At 58.6% G+C, this 18,789-nt stretch carries 10 protein-coding genes; 1 reads left to right on the top strand and 9 read right to left on the bottom strand.

Going from position 1 to position 18,789, the window contains the following annotated elements; all coding sequences use genetic code 11:
* Positions 1-220: 220 nt before the first annotated feature.
* The gene (locus HDF16_RS15180) at positions 221-1,798 is read left to right on the top strand and encodes a ribulokinase (RefSeq protein ID WP_184218056.1); all 1,578 of its coding nucleotides are present in this window, start codon (positions 221-223) and stop codon (positions 1,796-1,798) included.
* An 87-nt stretch (positions 1,799-1,885) separates the two neighbouring features.
* Here HDF16_RS15180 and HDF16_RS15175 read toward each other — a convergent pair whose 3' ends face one another.
* From HDF16_RS15175 to HDF16_RS15135, 9 genes are all read right to left on the bottom strand, one after another.
* Positions 1,886-2,398, bottom strand: coding sequence for a DUF4142 domain-containing protein (locus tag HDF16_RS15175; RefSeq protein ID WP_184218054.1), 513 nt, complete (start codon positions 2,396-2,398; stop codon positions 1,886-1,888).
* Between the two features lie 163 nt (positions 2,399-2,561).
* Positions 2,562-4,649 carry a DUF5054 domain-containing protein gene (locus HDF16_RS15170; RefSeq protein WP_184218052.1) on the bottom strand — a complete coding sequence of 696 codons (2,088 nt, stop codon included), beginning with the start codon at positions 4,647-4,649 and terminating at the stop codon, positions 2,562-2,564.
* A 75-nt stretch (positions 4,650-4,724) separates the two neighbouring features.
* The gene (locus tag HDF16_RS15165) at positions 4,725-7,136 is read right to left on the bottom strand and encodes a glycoside hydrolase family 2 protein (protein WP_184218050.1); all 2,412 of its coding nucleotides are present in this window, start codon (positions 7,134-7,136) and stop codon (positions 4,725-4,727) included.
* A gap of 44 nt (positions 7,137-7,180) precedes the next feature.
* Positions 7,181-9,328 (bottom strand): beta-galactosidase, encoded by a 2,148-nt coding sequence (locus HDF16_RS15160; RefSeq protein ID WP_246409139.1) that lies wholly within the window; start codon positions 9,326-9,328, stop codon positions 7,181-7,183.
* Between the two features lie 11 nt (positions 9,329-9,339).
* Entirely contained in the window at positions 9,340-10,986 is a 1,647-nt protein-coding gene (locus HDF16_RS15155; protein ID WP_246409137.1) for a DUF5597 domain-containing protein, read from the bottom strand.
* Between the two features lie 148 nt (positions 10,987-11,134).
* Positions 11,135-12,355: a hypothetical protein gene (locus tag HDF16_RS15150; protein WP_184218048.1), complete on the bottom strand. Its 1,221-nt coding sequence runs from the start codon at positions 12,353-12,355 to the stop codon at positions 11,135-11,137.
* A gap of 2 nt (positions 12,356-12,357) precedes the next feature.
* Positions 12,358-13,500, bottom strand: a complete 1,143-nt coding sequence (locus tag HDF16_RS15145) for a hypothetical protein (protein WP_246409135.1) — start codon at positions 13,498-13,500, stop codon at positions 12,358-12,360.
* Between the two features lie 35 nt (positions 13,501-13,535).
* Positions 13,536-14,840, bottom strand: coding sequence for a tetratricopeptide repeat protein (locus tag HDF16_RS15140; RefSeq protein ID WP_184218046.1), 1,305 nt, complete (start codon positions 14,838-14,840; stop codon positions 13,536-13,538).
* A 193-nt stretch (positions 14,841-15,033) separates the two neighbouring features.
* Positions 15,034-18,678, bottom strand: a complete 3,645-nt coding sequence (locus tag HDF16_RS15135) for a TonB-dependent receptor (protein ID WP_246409133.1) — start codon at positions 18,676-18,678, stop codon at positions 15,034-15,036.
* Positions 18,679-18,789: the final 111 nt, after the last annotated feature.

Here is an 18,789-nt window from a genome sequence, read left to right as displayed (position 1 = left end):
CGGAGTTCGCGACGGCGGGGTCTGATTTCTCCGGAGTGAATTAACTGTAGCTCACATGGACATCTTCTTCAAGGAATGTCAGAAATGAGCTCCGCAGTTCGTCTTTGCGCGTGCGATTGGAGGATAAGGATAGGCAACAGCCCGTCGTTCCTGATAGTTTGGTAAACGCTTACTCGCGCCGGACAAAGACCAGACCGGCCAGAGAGCGGAGGAACCAAACGTGGCGATTGTTGCAGGTGTGGACTTTGGAACTTTGAGTGTACGGGTGACGCTGCTGGACAGCGAAAAGGGACGGCTGGGGACGGCCTCGTCCGAGTATCCGCTGAACCGGAAGCGCGAAGACCCCGACTTCGCCACCCAGTCGCACGAGGAGCAGATGAAGGCACTCGTCCGAGCAACCCGCAAGGTCCTCGAAGAGACCGGCGTGGACGGCCAGCAGGTGGCCGCAATCGCTCTCGACACCACCGGCTCCAGCGTCATCCCGGTCGACGCGAAGATGCAGCCTCTGAACGACTACTACCTCTGGTGCGACCACCGGGCGCTCGAAGAGGCACGCCACATCACCTCGCTAGCACGCTCCGAAAAATTGGAAGCCATCGAGTGGTGCGGCAACGTCTACTCGCACGAATGGGGCTTCGCCAAACTCCTGCACTGGCTGCGCCACAATCCCGACAAGCGCGACAAGTTCGCCACCGCGCTCGAACACTGCGACATGGTCGCTGCAACGCTCACCGGCGTCACCGATCCGAAGCTGGTCAAGCGCAGCATCTGCGCCATGGGCCACAAGTGGATGTGGAACCCGAAATGGGGCGGTCTCCCGCCGCAGTCGTTCTTAAGTAAACTTGACCCGCTCTTCGATGGCATCCGCGAGAAGCTCGGTGGCGAGTACCTCACCTCCGACCACATCGCCGGCCATCTCTCCGAACCCTGGGCCACCGAGATGGGCCTGAAAGCAGGCATTCCCATCCCCGTCGGCGCCTTCGACGCACACTGGGACGCCATCGGCGCGGGCTGCAAGGAGGGCGACGTGGTCAACGTCGTCGGCACCTCCACTTGCATCATCGCGATGGCGAAGACTGCGGAGCTTGTGCCCGGCGTCTGCGGTGTCGTTCCCGGCAGCGTCGACCCTGCGCTTACCGGCATCGAAGCGGGACTCTCCGCCACCGGCGACATCTTCGAAGCCATCGCAAAGCGCGCAGGCGTGAAGGTCCGCGAGCTCGCACAGGGTCTCGAGACTTATAGGGCAGGCCAGACCGGTCTGCTCCGCCTGAGTTGGGACAACGGCGACCGCACCGTGCTCGTGAACCCCGAGCTTGGCGGCGTCACCTTCGGCTGGAACCTGCTGACCACCGCGCAGGATGAGCTTTACGCGGCCATTGAAGGCACCGCCTTCCACACCCGCATCATCCTCGAGCGCATGGCCGAGCACGGTGTACCCGTCGAGCGAGTCATCAACGCAGGAGGCATCCCGCAAAACAATCTCGTGCTGAACCAGATCTACGCAGACGTCCTCGGCAAGCCCGTGCTGGTTCCGGATGGAACGCCCACCAGCCTCGGGTCAGGCATCTTCGCGCTGTTGTCAGCCGGCGTCTTCCCGTCAGTTCAGGCTGCACAGGAGAAGATCTGCCTCCCCTTCAAGACCTACTCGCCGCAGCCCGGAGCCGTCGCAGTCTACGAGCAGCTTTACCAGCTTTACCGCTCCGCCTACTTCGCTCTCGGCACGCCCAATGCGGAAGCCCTGCCACTTGGCAAGATTCTTCCGGAGCTTCGCCGTATCGCGGCAGCATCCAGAGCCTAGAGTATTTCGTTGCATCAGGAAAAAGCCCTCCATTGTCGGAGGGCTTTTCGTTGCTTACTGTTTTTCGTTGCTCATTTACGACTAAGACTAAAGCTTCTTCTTCAAGTCGTAGGCCATGTTCTTGTGCGCCGCGACAGCGGTTTTCCCTTTGATCACAGCCGAGCGAAACTTCACGTCCTTGGTGTCCTTCGCCTCGCTGGTGAACGCGCTCAGTGCCTTGGCGTGGTCCGAGACCATGTCGCTCATATACTCCTTGTCGAAGTCAGCGCCGGATAAACCGTTGAGCTTATCCAGACTCTTCTGATGGTCAGCATCCGGCCCCTGTGGAGCGGTCAGTCCCCAGGAGTCAGCGAAAGGCTTCATATCGCTGGTCATCTTCTCGTGTTCTGTGACCATCTTGTCGGCGAACGCTTTTACTGCCGGATTGGTAGCTTTATCGGACGCAAGCTTGCTCAGAGCGATCTCGTTCTGATCGGACTGAGCTGCGGTTGCGAGAAACTTCTTGTCGTCATCCGTTGCCGCGCGTGCGGCAACAGGAAGCAGGGTTGCGGAGATGCTTGCGGCCAGAACGGCGCACGATACAAAGGCATACTTCTTCATGGTGATTCTCCATAAATCAAATTCGTTCCCGCGGGCGAAACCTGCGCTCTTGCAGGTCAAACGCTCTCGGTTGCAATGTGAAAGATGGAGAAACGACCTCTGCGGTTGCTCCGCCAGAGGCGTGCAAGCATCAATCGATACAAGCTATGTCTTCTGCGCGACGCTAAGCATTTGCACGGAGCGTAAACCGGTAGAGCCAGTCGCCCGAAGCCCACTGCGGATAGTTCGTGCCCCAGGCGTTATTGAAGAGGCAAACGTGAACTCCCTGGCGCAGACTGGGGAGCTGCCGCGAGAAGTTCAGCGGCGAGCGCGTGCCCAGCGCGACCACCGGGGCATCATGGCTGGTGATCTCCAGACTCTGACCGCTCCCTTGCCGCAGCCTGATGGGCCCATTCACCGCGTGCATGGCACGGCCACCGCCGCTCACAACATCGGAAGAGGAGACATCCTCACCGACCTTGTTCAAGCAGCATTGAAGCGGCTGATCCGCAGGCAGGTTGAAGGTGAACCACAGCGCCTCCGGCATGCGATTCGCAGCCTTGTTTATCGTGGTCAAACGAACATCAATCGTTGGCTCACGGTCAGGCAACGTGAGCTCCATGTAGAACTCCGCCGGCCACGCCACGCTACCTAGGGCCGTTGCCTTGTCGTCAGCGATCTGCATGTGAAGCACGATGCGCACTCCGTCTCTATCGTGCGACGAGAAAGAGCCGACAAGCTTCGGGTGCCACTCCTGCGATACTGCGTTGAAGTGCTCGATATTCGGTTTGCCGAAATCGCGCGGAGCCCAGTCCGCCTTGATCTGCACATAGCGGTCGAGATAGTCCGCGAACTCCGCCGCCGAAAGCGTTTGGTAAGTCAGCAGCGCCATCGGCGCTTCAGTAGAGGCCCAATCATGCTTAGCCCCATGCGCAACGAGGCTGGTGATTGCACCGCTCTCCGGATCGATCTGCAGCGTGAAGTGTTTGGCTTCGATCTTGTTCGTGAGTTCGAGCGGCTTCAGTCCATCGCTCGCAGGTACGCTTACAGCAATCTCTTTCAATCGCGCGGCAGCCTGTTCGCGTAGATCTGCAGGCAACGCAGCAATACCAAGATCGATATCGTCTCGCTTCTCCTGCCAGCTTGTCGTCATCGTCTTATAAGCTGGCTGATCGATGACCGCGGCGAGGTCTGCCGGACGATAGTGATCGTTGTCGAGATAGCTCTTCGTGTCCGTGCCCCATGTATGCTCCACCGCAAGCAGCAGCCGCCGCAGAAGCTGCCGGTCAGTCGAATCGCCTACATCAAAGTGGCGCTCTTTGATCCATTGCTGCCGCAACCGCGCGACCTCGCGAAATCGCGCAACCTTCGCCGGATCACTGGGGATGCCGTAGATCCACGTATCGCCGATCTCTCCTGTAAACACGGGCAGTTGCGCACGGAACGGCTCCATCGCAGTGGCAACATCGCTGAGCGTCGAAGCTTCCACGCTTGCACCGGGAAACTGCGCTCGAAGCTTCGCATAGATGGCTTTGATCTCTTCGATCGTGTGCGGACCGCTGTTGTCGTTGCGAACCTCTACAGCGACAGCAAGGTCCGAGCCGGGAATCTGTATAACGCTGCCGTAGTCGTGGCGATGATAGATCATCGCCAGCGAATGGCCCCCTTCATCGCGCCACAGAAACGCATCCGGCACGTCCGGTGGAACGCTGGCGGCGTTGATGCCGATGTCAAGCATGCGCACTCCAGCAGCCTGTAGCGGAGCGATGATGCCACGCGTATGTCCCGGCACATCGGTCATCTTCGCTCCGATCGTCTTGCGACCAAAGCGTGCATCGAGATCGGCAGAGAGACCCAGCGCGCCCGCGATCATCGAACGGTCAAGCATCTCCGTCTGCCAACTGAACGGCAGCGCATGCCAGGTGATATCGCCCGCATGAATCGCAGCTTCCATCGCTTTACGTTGCGCGGGCGTGGCCTGGTCGAGATACTCGTACAGCAGCCACGATCCAGTGGTCCAGATGTAGCGATCGGAGCCAGCCGCGCGCATCTCCGCAGCCCGCGCCATAGCAGCCGGATAGTACTCATCGAAGTACTTCCGCATCACCTGCGCCTGCGTCTGCGTGAACCCGACATCGAGATGGCACTTAAAGACGATGAGAACGCGCTTGACAGGTGTTGTATCCGGAGCGGCAGATGCGAAGAGACGCGACCGTGAACTGCCCGCAGCGGCTGCGAGCGTGGCAAGCTTCAAGACATGGCGGCGTTGCATGGAAACACCTCGGCAAACAGTAAGGGCGTCGGCCGGAGGTACCGGCAGACGCCCATAGAAAACGTCCGGACAAGCTTACACGGTCTCAGCAGGCACTGAGGAGAGCTTGAAACTGACGCTTTTCGAGCCCAGCCGCGGATGCTTTGCCGTGAGCTTGACAGTACCTGCCACCTCCTTCGCACGCACCCACACAGCACCTGTTCCACCAACGAGCGAGAACGGATTTTCGCCAATCAGTTCGCCTGGGCCTTCCAGCGTGAACTCGATCGGGTCGTCAGCGTAAGTGCGGATCGCATCGAACTCGTCGGTCACACGAAGAACCACACGTGTGGTGTCCGCCCCATCGGCCATGAGCGATTCATCGTCAGGCAGCAGCGTGAACTTCTTGTTCGCTCCATCGCCCGAGAGCGACTTCGAGATCACCTGCTTGCCGCCGATAAAGCCATCGATGCGCAGGTCGCCCCAGAACAGGTCAATCTTCTTGAAGTCGATCTCGTCCTTCTTGAGTACGAACGGCGCGTACTTCAGGTGCTCGAACTCCTTACGATCCGGATCGGCCTCCGCTGCGAGCTTCCACTCAGCCGTGGTGTTACCTGACTCGCGTATGAAGAACTTCAGGTGTTCGCAGTTGGAGCAGACGACCATCTCGCTGAAGCCGACGGACTCATCACTGTTGGCCCAGTGAAACGCGGGCTCAAGAACGATCTCCTCAGCCGGATCGCACTGCGACTTGTAGAAGCCCGCAGCCGGCTTGTTCTCACGGAAGATGTCGATGACGCCGTGATAGCAGAGACGATCGCCCGCACCAAAGTTCGCGTGCGTGTTGTAGTCGAAGGCGCACCAGCCAATTCCGCCTGCATACTGCGGGTCCGACGCAAGCTGATTGTGAATGCGGGCATGGCGCAGCGTATGTTCACGCTGACGCTCGTCATCGTCGGTCGTCTTCGTCGGATAGGTGTGGCCCACGAACTCCGTGTTTAGATACTTCCCGTGAACCGGCTTCTTCAGCGGGAAGCCGAAGTCATTCATCGTGAAGACATCTTCAAGGAACTCAGACTCCTGGAAGTAGCGGATGCCGCCGGTCTGGCGCGTCGTGTCGAGCGCATGCGCGAAGGCATTAGTGCGAATGTAGAAGTCGTGATCGTCCTTCGACTCGTTGATGCGAACGCCCCACAGGATAATCGACGGATGGTTCCAGTCGCGGCGCACCATGCGGCCAACGTTGTCGATGGCAACCAACTTCCATGGCTCAGGCCCAATGTGCTGCCAGCCTGGAATCTCTTCGAGGACTAGCAGCCCTATCTCATCGCAACGGTCGAGAAAGTGGCGTGATTGCGGGTAGTGAGAAGTGCGTACGAGGTTGCAATGCAGCCCCTTGCGCAGGATGTCGGCGTCCCTCTTCTGTACGCGTGCAGGCATGGCCTGACCAACAAAAGGGAAGGTCTGGTGACGGTCAAGGCCGCGTAGCTTGACGATCTTTCCATTCAGCGAGAACCCACCATCGGTAAACATAGCCTCGCGGAAGCCGATGCGGCGCGAGTCTACATCGATGACTTTGCCATCCTTCAGCAACAGCACATGCACGGTATAGAGATTGGGGTCCTGAATATCCCAGAGCTTGATGCTCTTGAGGTCCTTCAACGTGATAGTGTGCTTGGCCGGATCAGTCGTCGTCTGCGTGCTCGCGTAAGGAGAGGCCGATGTCTCGGGGTCTTTCGCAGCAGAAGGATCAGCCGCAGTGTTCAGCGCAATCGTCTGCTCCTGCCGCGCAATCTCTTTACCGTCCGCATCGCTCAGCTTGACGACGAGCGAATACGAGCCGTCAGCGGATTCAGCGGCGATGAAGCAATCGACATCGACGAACGGTGACGAGCTGAGAACGTTCTTCGGCGCGGCAAAGATGTTGTCGATGTAGGTCGGCGAGACGATTCGTAGCGAGACCTCGCGGTAGATGCCGCCAAAGGTCATGTAGTCGATCTCATATCCGAACGGCGGAATATCGGCGCGTTCGGTCGAGTCGAGATGCACGACCAGAACGTTCTCGCCCTCGGCCTTCAGATACTTCGTCAACTCGAACGAGAACGGCGTAAAGCCGCCCTTATATTCGCCGAGGTTGTGGCCGTTGATGTAGACCGTCGACGCCGTCATAGCGCCTTCGAAGTCAATGAAGACTCGCTTGCCTTTGGCAGCGGCGGGAGTCTTGAAGCGACGGCGATACGTCGAGACGAACTCGTACATCTTGTCGTCGAAGTTATGCCACGGCATCTTCACGTTCGTATGGGGAATTACGATACGCTCGAACTTCGAGTCGTCGAAGCTCGGGGCATCGGCACCGCTGACCTTGGTCGGGTGATAGCGCCAATTCCGGTTGATAGGGAGAACGGTACGTGGGTTCTCCATCGATGCAGGCGCGGCGAAGGCGACTGCAGGGAGCGTGGTTGCGGCTGCGACTGTGGCTGAGGTCTTGAGGAATTCCCGTCTACGCATTTCGATCTTTCTCCAAAATGTAACTAAATAGGTTGCAATTATGCTTACTTGACTTCTTCGACGATGACGAGGTCCCAGGGAGCAATATCCACGCTTTGCGCGGCCCCTATAGACTTACCTGTAAGCAGGTCGGTCCCGGCCTGCTGGTTGTAGGTGAAGCTCTGCTTCTCGCTGGAGTAGTTGATGAAGTAATGCAGCGTATTTCCCTTGCCGTTGACGCCGCTCTTCTCACGGATCGGCGCGGGCAAGGTGTTGGGATTCGCTGCGATGTGGGCATCTGCAAGCGCCGCCAGGACGACCTGCTCCTGCAGCTTGTCGGTGAGCAAGGTGCCTTCGTAGGTCAGAGTGCCGGAGCCAAACTCGTTCCGCGTGATCGCCGGCCACTGTCCGAAGAAAGGGTGATCGTAGAAAGCGAGAGGCTTCGCGTGCTCAAGCTTCAAAAACTCTGCCCAATGCGAGACCTTATTCTCGTCCCCAAGTTTAAATGGATCATCCTTAAGCGCGAGAGGCTTTTCGAGATTGGAAAACTCCTGGTAGCTGAAGCCCGCAGCCTCGCGCAATGGCCCCGGCGCCATCACCCAACGGACTGCGGAGTTCTCGTTGGCGAAGCCGGACTTGAAACACATCAACATATGACCGCCGCCCTTCACATAATCGGACAGCCGCGTGAGCAACGCGTCGTCTGCAATGTAGAGCGGTGGAACAACGATCAGCTTGTACTGCGAAAGATCAGCCGCAGTCGCAGTTGGGAAGACAAAGTCCGCGCCAACATTGGCGTTGAAGAGAGCGCGATGAAGCTGATGCACCAGAGTGCTGTAGTCAGCGGTAGTCCGCCCCATCGCCCAGCCCTGGCGCGGTTCCGATGCAAAGGGCATGAAGTCGAGGCCGTTCGCCGAGTCAACGCTGTAAAGAATCGCAACGTCGTTCTTGATCTTCAGATTGACGAGTTGCGGGCCAATCCTCTTCAACTCATGTGCAGTCTTCGATACCTCCGCATAGGCGCGATTGGGTTCAAGATCGTGCGACAGGACACCCTTCCAATAGGTCTCCTGTCCGGCGTGAATGGAAGCCCAGTGCCAGTACTCGACCATGTTGGCGCCACTTGAAAGATGCGTGTAAACATCCAGACGAAGCTGACCATCATAGGGTGGGTACTGATAGGACGATGACCAATCGGTGGTCTGCGCGTTGGTCTCAGTGACGAGATAGTTCATGTGCTTCAGTGAACGCGAGTAGTCGCCTTGCTCGGCTTGATTCTGCCCGTCGAAGTGATCTTGAGTCGCGTGATATGGGTTGTTCGCGACCACATCGAGCGACTTACTCACTTCAAACTCATTGACGTCGCGCCTCATCGCGCCGCCAAAATCCTGCGTGACAAACTGGTTCGGTCCGCGGTATTCACGCACCAAAGCAGCCTGCCACGCGAGAAAATTCGTAACTCGCATCTGCGACCAGCGCGTCCATTCCAATTTGTAACTCGTGCTGATCGTGCCGTCGCGCGGCGGCATGTTCTCCCAGCCGTTTACATCTTCACCCCAGTAGTTCAGGAACCACGCCTTGTTCAGGTTGTCGGTGGTTCCAAACTTTTGCTTCAGATGATCGACGAAGCCAGTGAAAACATCGTTGTTCGAAGCACCGTAAGATGACGTCTCGTTATCGATCTGCCAGCCAATCACGTTGGGGTTGTTCTTGTAGTGCTCGACCATATTGCGGATCACACGCTGCGCATAGAAGCGGAAGGTCGGGTTGTCCGTATCCATGTTCTGCCGCATGCCGTAGAAGGTCTGCGCTCCACCCAGCGGCCGCGCCAGCATCTCAGGATGCTCGTGATACATCCACGTCGGGATGGAGTACGTCGGCGTGCCCATGATTACCTTGATGCCAGCCTTGCCCATCGCATCGACGACGCGATCCATCCAGGCATATTCGAACTTACCGTCCTCGGGTTCCCACAGGCTCCAGGTGGATTCGCCCATGCGGACAACGGTGATGTCGGCGGCCTTCATCAGCGCGATGTCCTTATCCAGTCGTCCCGGCTGTAGATCGGCGGGCATGTATTCGTTGTAATAGGCAGCCCCGTACAGGACATCGTTCATCGCGCCGACAGCGGGCGTCTTCTGCGCGACTGCCGATGTTGCGGCAGACGACACAACGAAGACAGCAAGAGTTGCAGCAATGCGAAAGCGGTTCATCAATCGTTCTCCTAGCGGGCGGCGAGTTCGCCGGTCAATGGCAGTGAGTGGAGGCGGATGCGAACCACCTGTCCAGGAGCTCCGGCATGAAATTGCAGGCCACGGTCGGTCTGGTCGCCGTTCCAGATGCGCGTCATCTTCCACACACCGTTCTCGTAGTTCCCTTCCTCTGCGCGAAGAATCTCAAGCTGCGCATTGTGAGCCTTCGCATACTCCGGCGAGAAGGTGAAGCTGACGCTGGCATCAAAGCCCGTCGCTAGAAACTCATACTCGCCGGACTTGCCGTCAATCTGCGCAACCAGGGCGCGGCCATGCGAGTCCGATGTGCCCGGTGGAACTTCACCATCCTTCTGCGGAAAGCCAAACGAAGTCGTCGCAACCACATCGCCAAAATGTAACTGCTCGCGTGCCATTCCCGGATCTTCGACCGCCGTCTGTAGCTCGCCCTCGAGATTGAACTGCGCAATCTCGCTCTGCATCGGCCCGATCAACGCATAGTCTGCCGAGAGGAAGTCCGGCATCTCGTGCTTCTTCAGCGTCCAGTCCGTGTAGTCGATACCGAAGGGCGAGAAGCCGATAGCGCCATGACCGAGCGCGTAGAAGAAGTAGCGGCCAAAGTTCTTCGCGATACCCGTCTCCGGTACGAAGAATGCGTTATCCGAACGATGATAAGCCGCGACCACGGAATGATAGAAGGGCACGTCATCGGAGTAGAAATCCGGCGCAAGCACATCGATGTTCGGTGCAGCGGCCTTCCAGATTGCGATGCTCTGCTGCTGCGCTCCGCCGCTGGGATACTCCTGTCCCGCGCTGGCCTTATCGCGGTTTTCAAGCGCGTGCACCGGATACGTCACCCACACGTTGCAGTACATCGGCAGTGGATACTCTGCCTTCCCCGCCTTCGCGACCTCATTGATGTAGCTCGAAGTCGCATAGGCCGCGAAGCTCTCATCAGCATCCGCTCCGAAGGTCTGCGACCACGTTCCCGTCTTCGCCGTGTGCAGCGTGGAGGTCAACGCCTCAGGCACCGCGCCTTCGAAGAGCTTCTGCGCGGCGGGCGAATAGTCGCGCACCGAGCCGACTGAGCCTGACTCGTTTTCCACTTGAATCATGATGACGGTGTGCTTGCTGCCGTCGATCTCCTTCACGTGACGCATCAGCGCAGCGAAGGCGTGCTTGTCGGCTTCAAGGTTGTTGGTCGAATGGGGCGACATCACGTCGAGCAGCTTGCCGTAAGCCGTTTGCTCACGCGGATACTTGATGGGGTCGGTCTTGACCCACTCCGGTACGTAGTGGTTCTGACCGTTCTTCCACGTCCCGAACCACAGCAGCACGAGATGAAGGTTGTGTTCGCGCGCTCCCTTCACCAGCAGGTCGACGTTGGCGAAGTCGAACTTGCCGGGCGTCGGCTCCATCAACTCCCAATACACAGGCGCTTCGACCGTGTTCACGTGAAGGTCGGCGAGGGCGGGCCACACGCCAGGAAGCGTGCTTGCCCAGGAACTCGAGTTGTTGATCTGCGCACCGAGCACAAGGAACGGCTTGCCATCGACGGTCATAGCAAAGTTGTCGCCGCGCTTTTCGACATGGGGCATCTGCGCGTTAAGCGTAAGAGGAAGGGCAAGAGTGGCGGCGAGGAAGATCCTGCAGAGGTTCAAGAGTTCGCTCCTGTGTTCATCGGTGAAACGTTTTCGCGGCGGAAGGCTTTGGATTTTTGGACATACCTACTAAACGCTATCGAGATAATGAATGTAAAGGCTTACATGGAAGTTTTCATACGCCCAGTCATCGGGTTATGCACGGCCTTCAGGCGAGAAGCCGAAGCACTCCAGCAAGGTTTAGGGATGAGTCCGACACCGTGCCTCGCGGCAGGTCCGGACCGATAGCGATTGCCTGACTATGGCCTTCAAACCAAGCAAGAAAACGCGACTGGTCTGAACCTGGGAGCCGCTGGAGATTGAGCCAGGTGTAATACGCTCCCATATCGGCGTCGATCAGTGAGCCTTCGGGATCGGACTTCGGGCCTCCACCTTCAATCGGAGCGCCGCTGAGCATCGCATTCATGGGCTGCTGCTCCTGCCGGGGGGCGTAGCGAAGGACAAGTGTGGAAGGCTGGGCGCGGCGTAGGCACTCGCGCCCGGCCCACTGAACGAAGGTAGTCGAGAAGATCTGCGTACCCGAACCCTGCGTCAGCAGACTGAGCTGAAAGTGATTCAAAACTTCGCGATCAGATCCAGTTGCCAGGCCTACATCCTGCGGCTTCATCTGAGCCAATAGCGAGCGCAACGCTTCCGGGCCGGAGGTGCCTGAGCTGATCGTCTGCTGCGTCCTGCCAAGCAAGGCGCTTCTCGCCGGTGCCAGGGCGTCGTAAGAGATCTGCGTCAGGCCGTTAGTTGGCTCGGCGGTGCCACCATCGACATACCAATGGGCAAAGGCGGCCTTCTCCGGGTTCTTCTGCGCTCGCGCAGAAGCATGTGCAAGGATCGCGTCGACTCCACCATCCGGCTTGATCTTCGTGAAATAAGTCCCGTGCGCCCGGAGCTTGCTGAACGGGCGGAAGCTGGTCTGTTCCACTCCCTTGCCAACGATGACGATTGCGAGCCGCGGCATAGCGGGCGCCGGCGTGGGGGCGGCCTCCGCAAGCTTTGCCGTGTAACTGTCCGCCGCCGCGTGGAAGGCGTCCATCTGCTGGGTGCTCCATAGCCACGCCGTCAACTGCTCGAGAAACGAAGACGGCACGTTGACCCAGTCGATCGCTTCGAGGTCCGCGCTCAGCCGAAGCCCTGCGAACTCCTTTGTGCGGTCCGCCAACTGAGCGGGCGACATGGCCCCAAGCCACTGCACCTGCCGATCGATCTGGGCGCGCTCGGCAGGTAGTTTCCAGTCGAATCCAATCACCTCGTTCAACAGACTTGGAAGTAGCGACAGGGGCACTTGCTGCAGGATCGTGAGGTGTTCCGTTGCGAAGGCGCGTGCCCGCGGCGGGTAGGCAGCGAAGTCTGCGGGCTTCAACTGTGTGGGCAGCATGGCTACAGCACCTCCCGCAGCGGCGATCCCTTGGCGTAAGTGGGAGAGAAGCCGAGCAGACTCCCCAGCGTCGGTACCAAGTCCAGCGAGTCGACCGGACGGTCCACCACCGCGTTCTGACGCACTCCCGGCCCAAGCACCATCATCCACGTGGTCCGGGACAGAGCGTCGCCGGTGCGGTGATGCTGGAAGCCGTTGCCCCCCGGAGAGATATCGGAGTCGCGGCCGAAGTCCGGGAGGATAAACATCGTCGTCTTGCCCTTGTACTCCGGATCAGTCTCGATCGCCTTCCAGATGTCGCTGCACAGCCGGTCGGAGCGCCGGATGCCATCGAGATAGAGCGAATACGCGCCAGAGTGCGCAATGTCGATATCGTGCAGCGTGATCCAAAGCAGGCTGGGCGAGAGCTGCCGCATCAACTGCCGCGCTATAAATACCGACAATTCGTCGGGACTCGCGAGCGATCGCGCATGAGACGTGAAGTCATCCACCGACAGCTTCAAGATGTCGGCTACCTTCTCGATCTCCGCATCGTGCGATCCGCTGCCACCGCCCACAGCAGAGGTATAGAGTGGCGACTCGTAGTTATCGCGCAGCAGGTGCTCGTAGTCGTTGCCGGACTTGCCACCCATCGCCGCAGCGAGCAGTTGCTTCGGCAGCAAGACCTCCGCGCCAAGCTCCGGCCCGAAACCACGGCGATCGCTTGCGCCAATGCGGTTGAAACCGTTGCTCGGAGCCACGATCCACGCATCGTGCGCGGGCCGCTTGAGGTCCTTTCGAAAGTACTCAAACACTGTCGGGTTGTCGGGCGGCGTCTGCGCGAAGTTGTTGAAGGTCTCGTAGGCTCCTGTGGCCAGCGAAGCCGTCGCCACATAGTGCCCCAGGATGCCGTGGTTGATGACCTGCGTAAAGAATGTGCTCTGCGGAATCAACTCGCTGAGCATATGTGGAATGTTCTCCTGGCCTTCCGGAGCGAAGGTCTCCTCATCGCGGGCTCCGCCGCCGAACGTGACCACAACTGCCTTTTGCCCGCGAGGAAGCTGCTGTGCCCGCAGCGGCAAAAATCCACTCAAGGAGGTCGCTGTGGCCGCGCCGATTGCGGTGCGCAGAAACTCACGACGGTCCCAGCCTCGCTTCGCTCCCATCTCGCGAAGCGTTGCGCTCAGGTTCTGCCCCGCGTTCAGTTGGATTTGACGAGAAATGTCACGACCTCCTGAAGGTGCGTATTCACGGTGTCCTTCGCCTGCTGCGTGTACTTCTGCTGCAGTGCAATCTCCTGCTGCGCTTCGTCCTTCTTTCCAAGATGCGCATAGGCCCGCGAAAGCCGATAGTGCGCCTCGGGGTAGGTAGGCCGCAACTCGATGGCCCGTTTCAGAGGAGCGACGCTCTCCAGCCACTGCGTCTGCGATTGCTCGAGCACCGCAAGCTGGAAGTGCGCTTCGGGAAGTTTCGGATCCGCCGCAATCGCCTGGTCAAGAAGCCGCTTCACTTCGGGCTTGTCCTGCTCTGCAGACGGCCTATGCAGCAGGCTCACCGCCGCAAAAGTCGCCGCCTGCGCGTTCTCCGGATGGCGATGAGCAAACTCCGAGAGCCCGTTGCACTGCGCACTCGCGTCCTCCGCGATTGCCGAGCAACTCCTACCCAACAAATCCGCGTACAGCGCGTTCTCGGGTTCCTTCTGCAGCAGGTCGGAGAAAGTCACGACTGCCTCCGGGTAGTGCTGGCCGCCAAACTGAGCAATGCCCTTCGCGACCTCGAAGTGCTTGCTAGCGGGGTATCGCGAAGTGCCGAAGTCAGCCATGGTTACCGCCTCATCCCAGGTCCAGTGACGCATCAGCTCGATCGTAAGGGCGTAGAGATTGGCATCGCTTGGGTTCGACTTCGCAGCCGCCTGATAGTGCGCGATGGCCTGCTGAAAGTCTCCCAACTTCTCCTCAATGTCCCCGGCGAGAGAGTCCGTCTGGTCGTTGGCCGCTGCTGCCGGAATGCGGTCAAGCGCGGCCTTCGCCTCTTTGATCGACCCTGCGTCAAACAGCGCGAGCGCAAGGTTGTATTGGACCGTAGCGTCCGCGGGCTGCAATGCAGAGGCAGCGGCAAAGGCCTTCGCCGCTTCCGCAGGTTGAGCTTTGAGCATAAGAGCCTGGCCGAGGTTCGACTGCGTTGCTGCGTTCTTCGGATCAGACTTGAGCGCGATGCGAAGCTCCACGATAGCCTCGGCTGGCTTGTTCAACTTCAGGTAGGCAGCGCCAAGATTGGCATGGGCGACGGCTTCGTGAGGAGCCACTGCGCAGGCACGTCGAAGATACGGAAGCGCCACATCCGTGCGCTCGCTCTCCGCATAGAGACTGCCTAGAGCCTCGTTAGCCTGGTAGCTCGCCGGGAAGCGCACAGCAAGGTCCAAAAGTAAGGGCTCAGATGTCTTGAGATCGCCCTGGTCGTATGCGTCGAGGGCGCGCTTGAGTGCCGACTGATCGGCCGAGGACATAAGATGTTTCGCGGAAGATTGGGCCGAAACCGAGGAATCCAGAGTGAGCGCAGTCAGAATGATTGCCAGGAACCTTGAGGCCCTCAAAGACACGCGAATTTGAGGTCGAGACATAGATAAAAGTCCTTGGCGGATGCGCCCCATTTTCAGGACGCATCCGCCTTGGATTCTAGTGCAGTGGATTGGTTATCGCCTAGAACGTGTACTTCAGCGAGAACTGGAAGAAGCGAGAATCAGGGGTGTTCGCCTGGAAAGTACGAGCACCGGTGATCTGACCGCCGTTCTGGCTCACGCCGTTGTTGCTGGGCGCTCCGTAACCCGGAGTGTTCAGCAGGTTGAAGACGTCCGCGCGGAACTGAAGGTTCTGCTCGCGGAAGGTGGGGAAAGCCTTGAACAGCGACATATCGGTACGGACGTATCCAGGGCTGTAGGTCTGTCCACGAGCATCTCCGACATAAGCAAACGCCGCAGCGCCGGAAACCGTGTTCGGAACCTTCGTGCCGTCAGAATAAACCGCATTCGAATAGCCGATGTCGTCGGACTTCGGATTAGTGAAGGAGCAGGGGTTGTACCAGTTGATGACGGTACGAACCTTGGTTGGGCACGTAATGGTCTGGTCGCTTGCGATATTCGGTGATCCGCCGCTTTTGAACGGATCAGCGATTCGCTTCGCGTTGATACCTGAGCCTGAGGGGCTGGTGTAGGAGTCGGTTACAGTGGTGGTGCCATCCGGATTCTTGATCGAGTCGGTAAATCCGCTGGAGCTGATGGAGATTGGCTGGCCCGTCTGAGCACGGAACACCAGGCTGCTTGACCATCCGCCGATCGCATAGTCTGCGATGCCGCCGCTGTTGAGGTACTTACGGCCCTTGCCGAATGGAAGCTCGTAGTTGCCGTTGACCGTGAGACGGTGACGGACGTCGTAGCCCGGAGGCCCGTAGTCTGCACCGAGACCGAGAATGTTAAGGCTGCGGTAGCCGTTGTCGTTGCTGCTGCCGAGAGGTGTTGGAGCATCATCAAGCGCATGCGACCAGGTATAGGTCGAAAGGAAGCTGAGGCCGTTGGTGAGTCTCTTCTCCAACTTACCCTGGAGCGAGTTGTAGTTAGCTGACGCACGGTAGGCGGTATAGGAGAAACCACCGAAGTGCGGGTAGGGCTGTAGGGGATTAATCTTGTCCCCAGCTGCATCTACATAGCCACTGAAGCCATTCGGAGTCAGCGCTACTTGTCCGTTGGGGTTCGGGAATGTCTGCAGGTGGCGGGAGACCGCACCTACATAACCCACCGAAGCAACCAGTGAGTTGCTGATACCGTATTCGACAGTCAGGTTGTACTGTTCGCTGTAGGGAGTCTTGACCTTCGCATCACCACCACGCAGCGTGGGCTGCTGGATGGCATTGAGAAGTCCCTTAGAGATGGCGTTGGTGAACCCGTTCTCGAGCGTAAAGCCGTTGTTCTTGCAAGATGCGCCAGCCGAACAGCTTCCGGCCGCGAAACCCGAGTCGAACTCGAACGGGAAGTTCTCGCCGAAGTTGGGATAGTAGCCGGTGCTCTCGAGACCGCCGAAGAAGATACCGTAGCCTCCGTGAACAACAGCCTTGTCGGTCACCTTGTAGGCGAAGCCCACGCGTGGTGCCACGTTGGATTTCTGCGGTTCGACCAGGTAACGGTTCTTGGTGTAAGTGAGCGCGATGTTGTCAGCCGCAAGAAGCCGCGTGAACGCCGTTGGCAGCGTGACGCCCTGCTTGCTGATCGGTATGCGGTATTCGCCAGTTCCACCGCTCGCGATCGGGCCATTGGTCGGCACGAAGGCAGCTTGGTTGTCGTGACGCTCCAGGTATGGAGTTGAGTAGTCGTATCGAATTCCATAGTTCACTGTGAGACGCGGACTGGCCTTCCAGTCGTCCTGCACGTAGAAGGCACGGTTGAAGCGGACGTCATCGGATGTAAAGACATTCGAGATGGCCGCGCTGTTCATGTTATTAGTCAGGAGGTCCGCGATGCCGAAGCCTGTATTGCTGGTTCCGACCTTGCTGGTATAGACGCCGGTGTAAGTGTAGGTACCGCGGGGTTGGGTTGGCTGCGAGGTAGAGAACCGGATGCGCTGAATGTTTACGCCGGCCTTGAAGGTATGGTTGCCCTTGACCTTCGTGACATTGTCGAGAATCTGATAGACGTTCTCGTACTCATTGGTGGCGTAGAACTGTGGCGAACCGAAGTTGGAGAGTCCGCCTACGCTGAAGAACGGCAGACCGCCGTTGTTCTGAGCGAAGGGAATGCCTCCAAGACCCAGGCTGGTTGCCAGTCCGCTGTTGTTCGCGTTCTCATGCAAGCCGGCATAGTGGCCGTAGTTATAGCCAAAACGGAATTCATTCGTAAGTGTCGGAGTGAAGATGTGGGTCTCGCTGCCGGCGAAGTTTTCGCCAAGGCTCACGAGCTGGCCCGTGTCACCAAAGCCGCCACCATCCAGAACCGATCCAAGAGCTGCAGGGTGCGTGGATGGTTCATGGTTATAGCTGTAACGCCCAAATGCCTGATCCTTCGACGTGATGTTCCAGTCCATACGGGTGTCCCACTGGAAGGTGTTATCCAGGGTATTGGTCTGGCTGGTGAAGTTGTTATAAGTCTGGCCAGCCGCACCGATGTTGGGATTCGGGAAAAGGCTGAGCAGCTTCAGGGCTACCGGATCAAGCGTGACGTTTGGATCAAGATCAAGCCGGTTGCCTGCAACCAGGGCAGACCCGTTTGCATTCGGGTTTGGATCGTACAACTGGATTGCCGCGTTGCCGCTTGTGAGCGCCGGATTCAGAAGCTCGCTGAAGTCTCCGGTACGCTCTTTGGCGGTGGGAACGCTCAAGCCGGAGTGCGTCTCGCCGAAGACGATGCGGTCTGCTTCTACGTCGCCGAAGAAGAAGAGCTTGTCCTTGATGATCGGAAGACCGAGGGTCGCACCGAACTGGTTCTGGCGGTACTTCGCGATCGGAGACTCACCCTGGAAAAACTCGCGAACGTCGAAGGCGTCATTACGAATGTATTCCCAAGCAGATCCATGGATGTGATTGGTGCCCGACTTGATGGAAGCGTTTACAACAGCGCCCGCAGAATGGCCGAACTCTGAGCTGTAAGCACCTGTCTGCACTTTGAACTCAGCCAGAGCATCCGGCGGAGGACGTACGACGTAGCTGGCACCGTTAAAGAAGTCGACCACGTTTACGTTGTTGTCGACGCCGTCCATGATGTAGTTGTTCTGCTCAGCGCGCTGGCCGTTCGCGTTGAAGTCGCCACCTTTTTGTCCGCGAGCTCCGTTAGCGGGAGCGACACCGGCGGTGAGCTGCGCGATGAAGATCCAGTTACGTCCGTTTAGAGGGGTGTCGTTGATCGTCTTCGACTCGATAACCTGGCCGGACGAACCTTCTTCAGTCTGAAGCAGCGGTGGTGCGGAAGTGACCGTAACTTCAGTGTTCTCAGCGCCATTTTTCAGAGAAATCTGAAGCGAGATGCGGTCTTGAACGTGCAGGGTAACGTTTTCCTGGGTCGTCGTTGAAAATCCCGGCGCAACCGCGGAGACGGTATATGTGCCGATCTTCAAGGGCGAGAAGACGAAGACGCCGCTGCTGTCGCTCGTTCCCTTAAGGACGAGGCCCGAGTCCGTGCTGGTTACCGTCACGGCTGCGTTTGGAACTACCGCGCCGGTCGAATCCGTTACTGTTCCGGTGATTGCGCCCTGGTCAGCCTGCGAGAACGCTGGCTGGGCCGCAAAGATCGCCACACAGAGGCATAAAGCCATCTGCACAAACTTGCGTAGTCTCCCAAAGGTCGTACTGTTGCTCTTTATCATTTTTGGTTCTTCCTTGTTGTCGACCGTCTGTGGTTGGAGCGTTTCCGTCGAGTTCGCATTCCTGCTCGATCCTTCTGCTGCCATTGGGCGCAACTCTTGAGCGGACCCTGG

The sequence above is a fragment of the Granulicella aggregans genome (assembly GCF_014203275.1).
Lineage (GTDB): Bacteria > Acidobacteriota > Terriglobia > Terriglobales > Acidobacteriaceae > Edaphobacter.
Note: the sequence above shows the minus strand (reverse complement) of the source record. Positions and strands in the feature narration are given on the sequence as shown.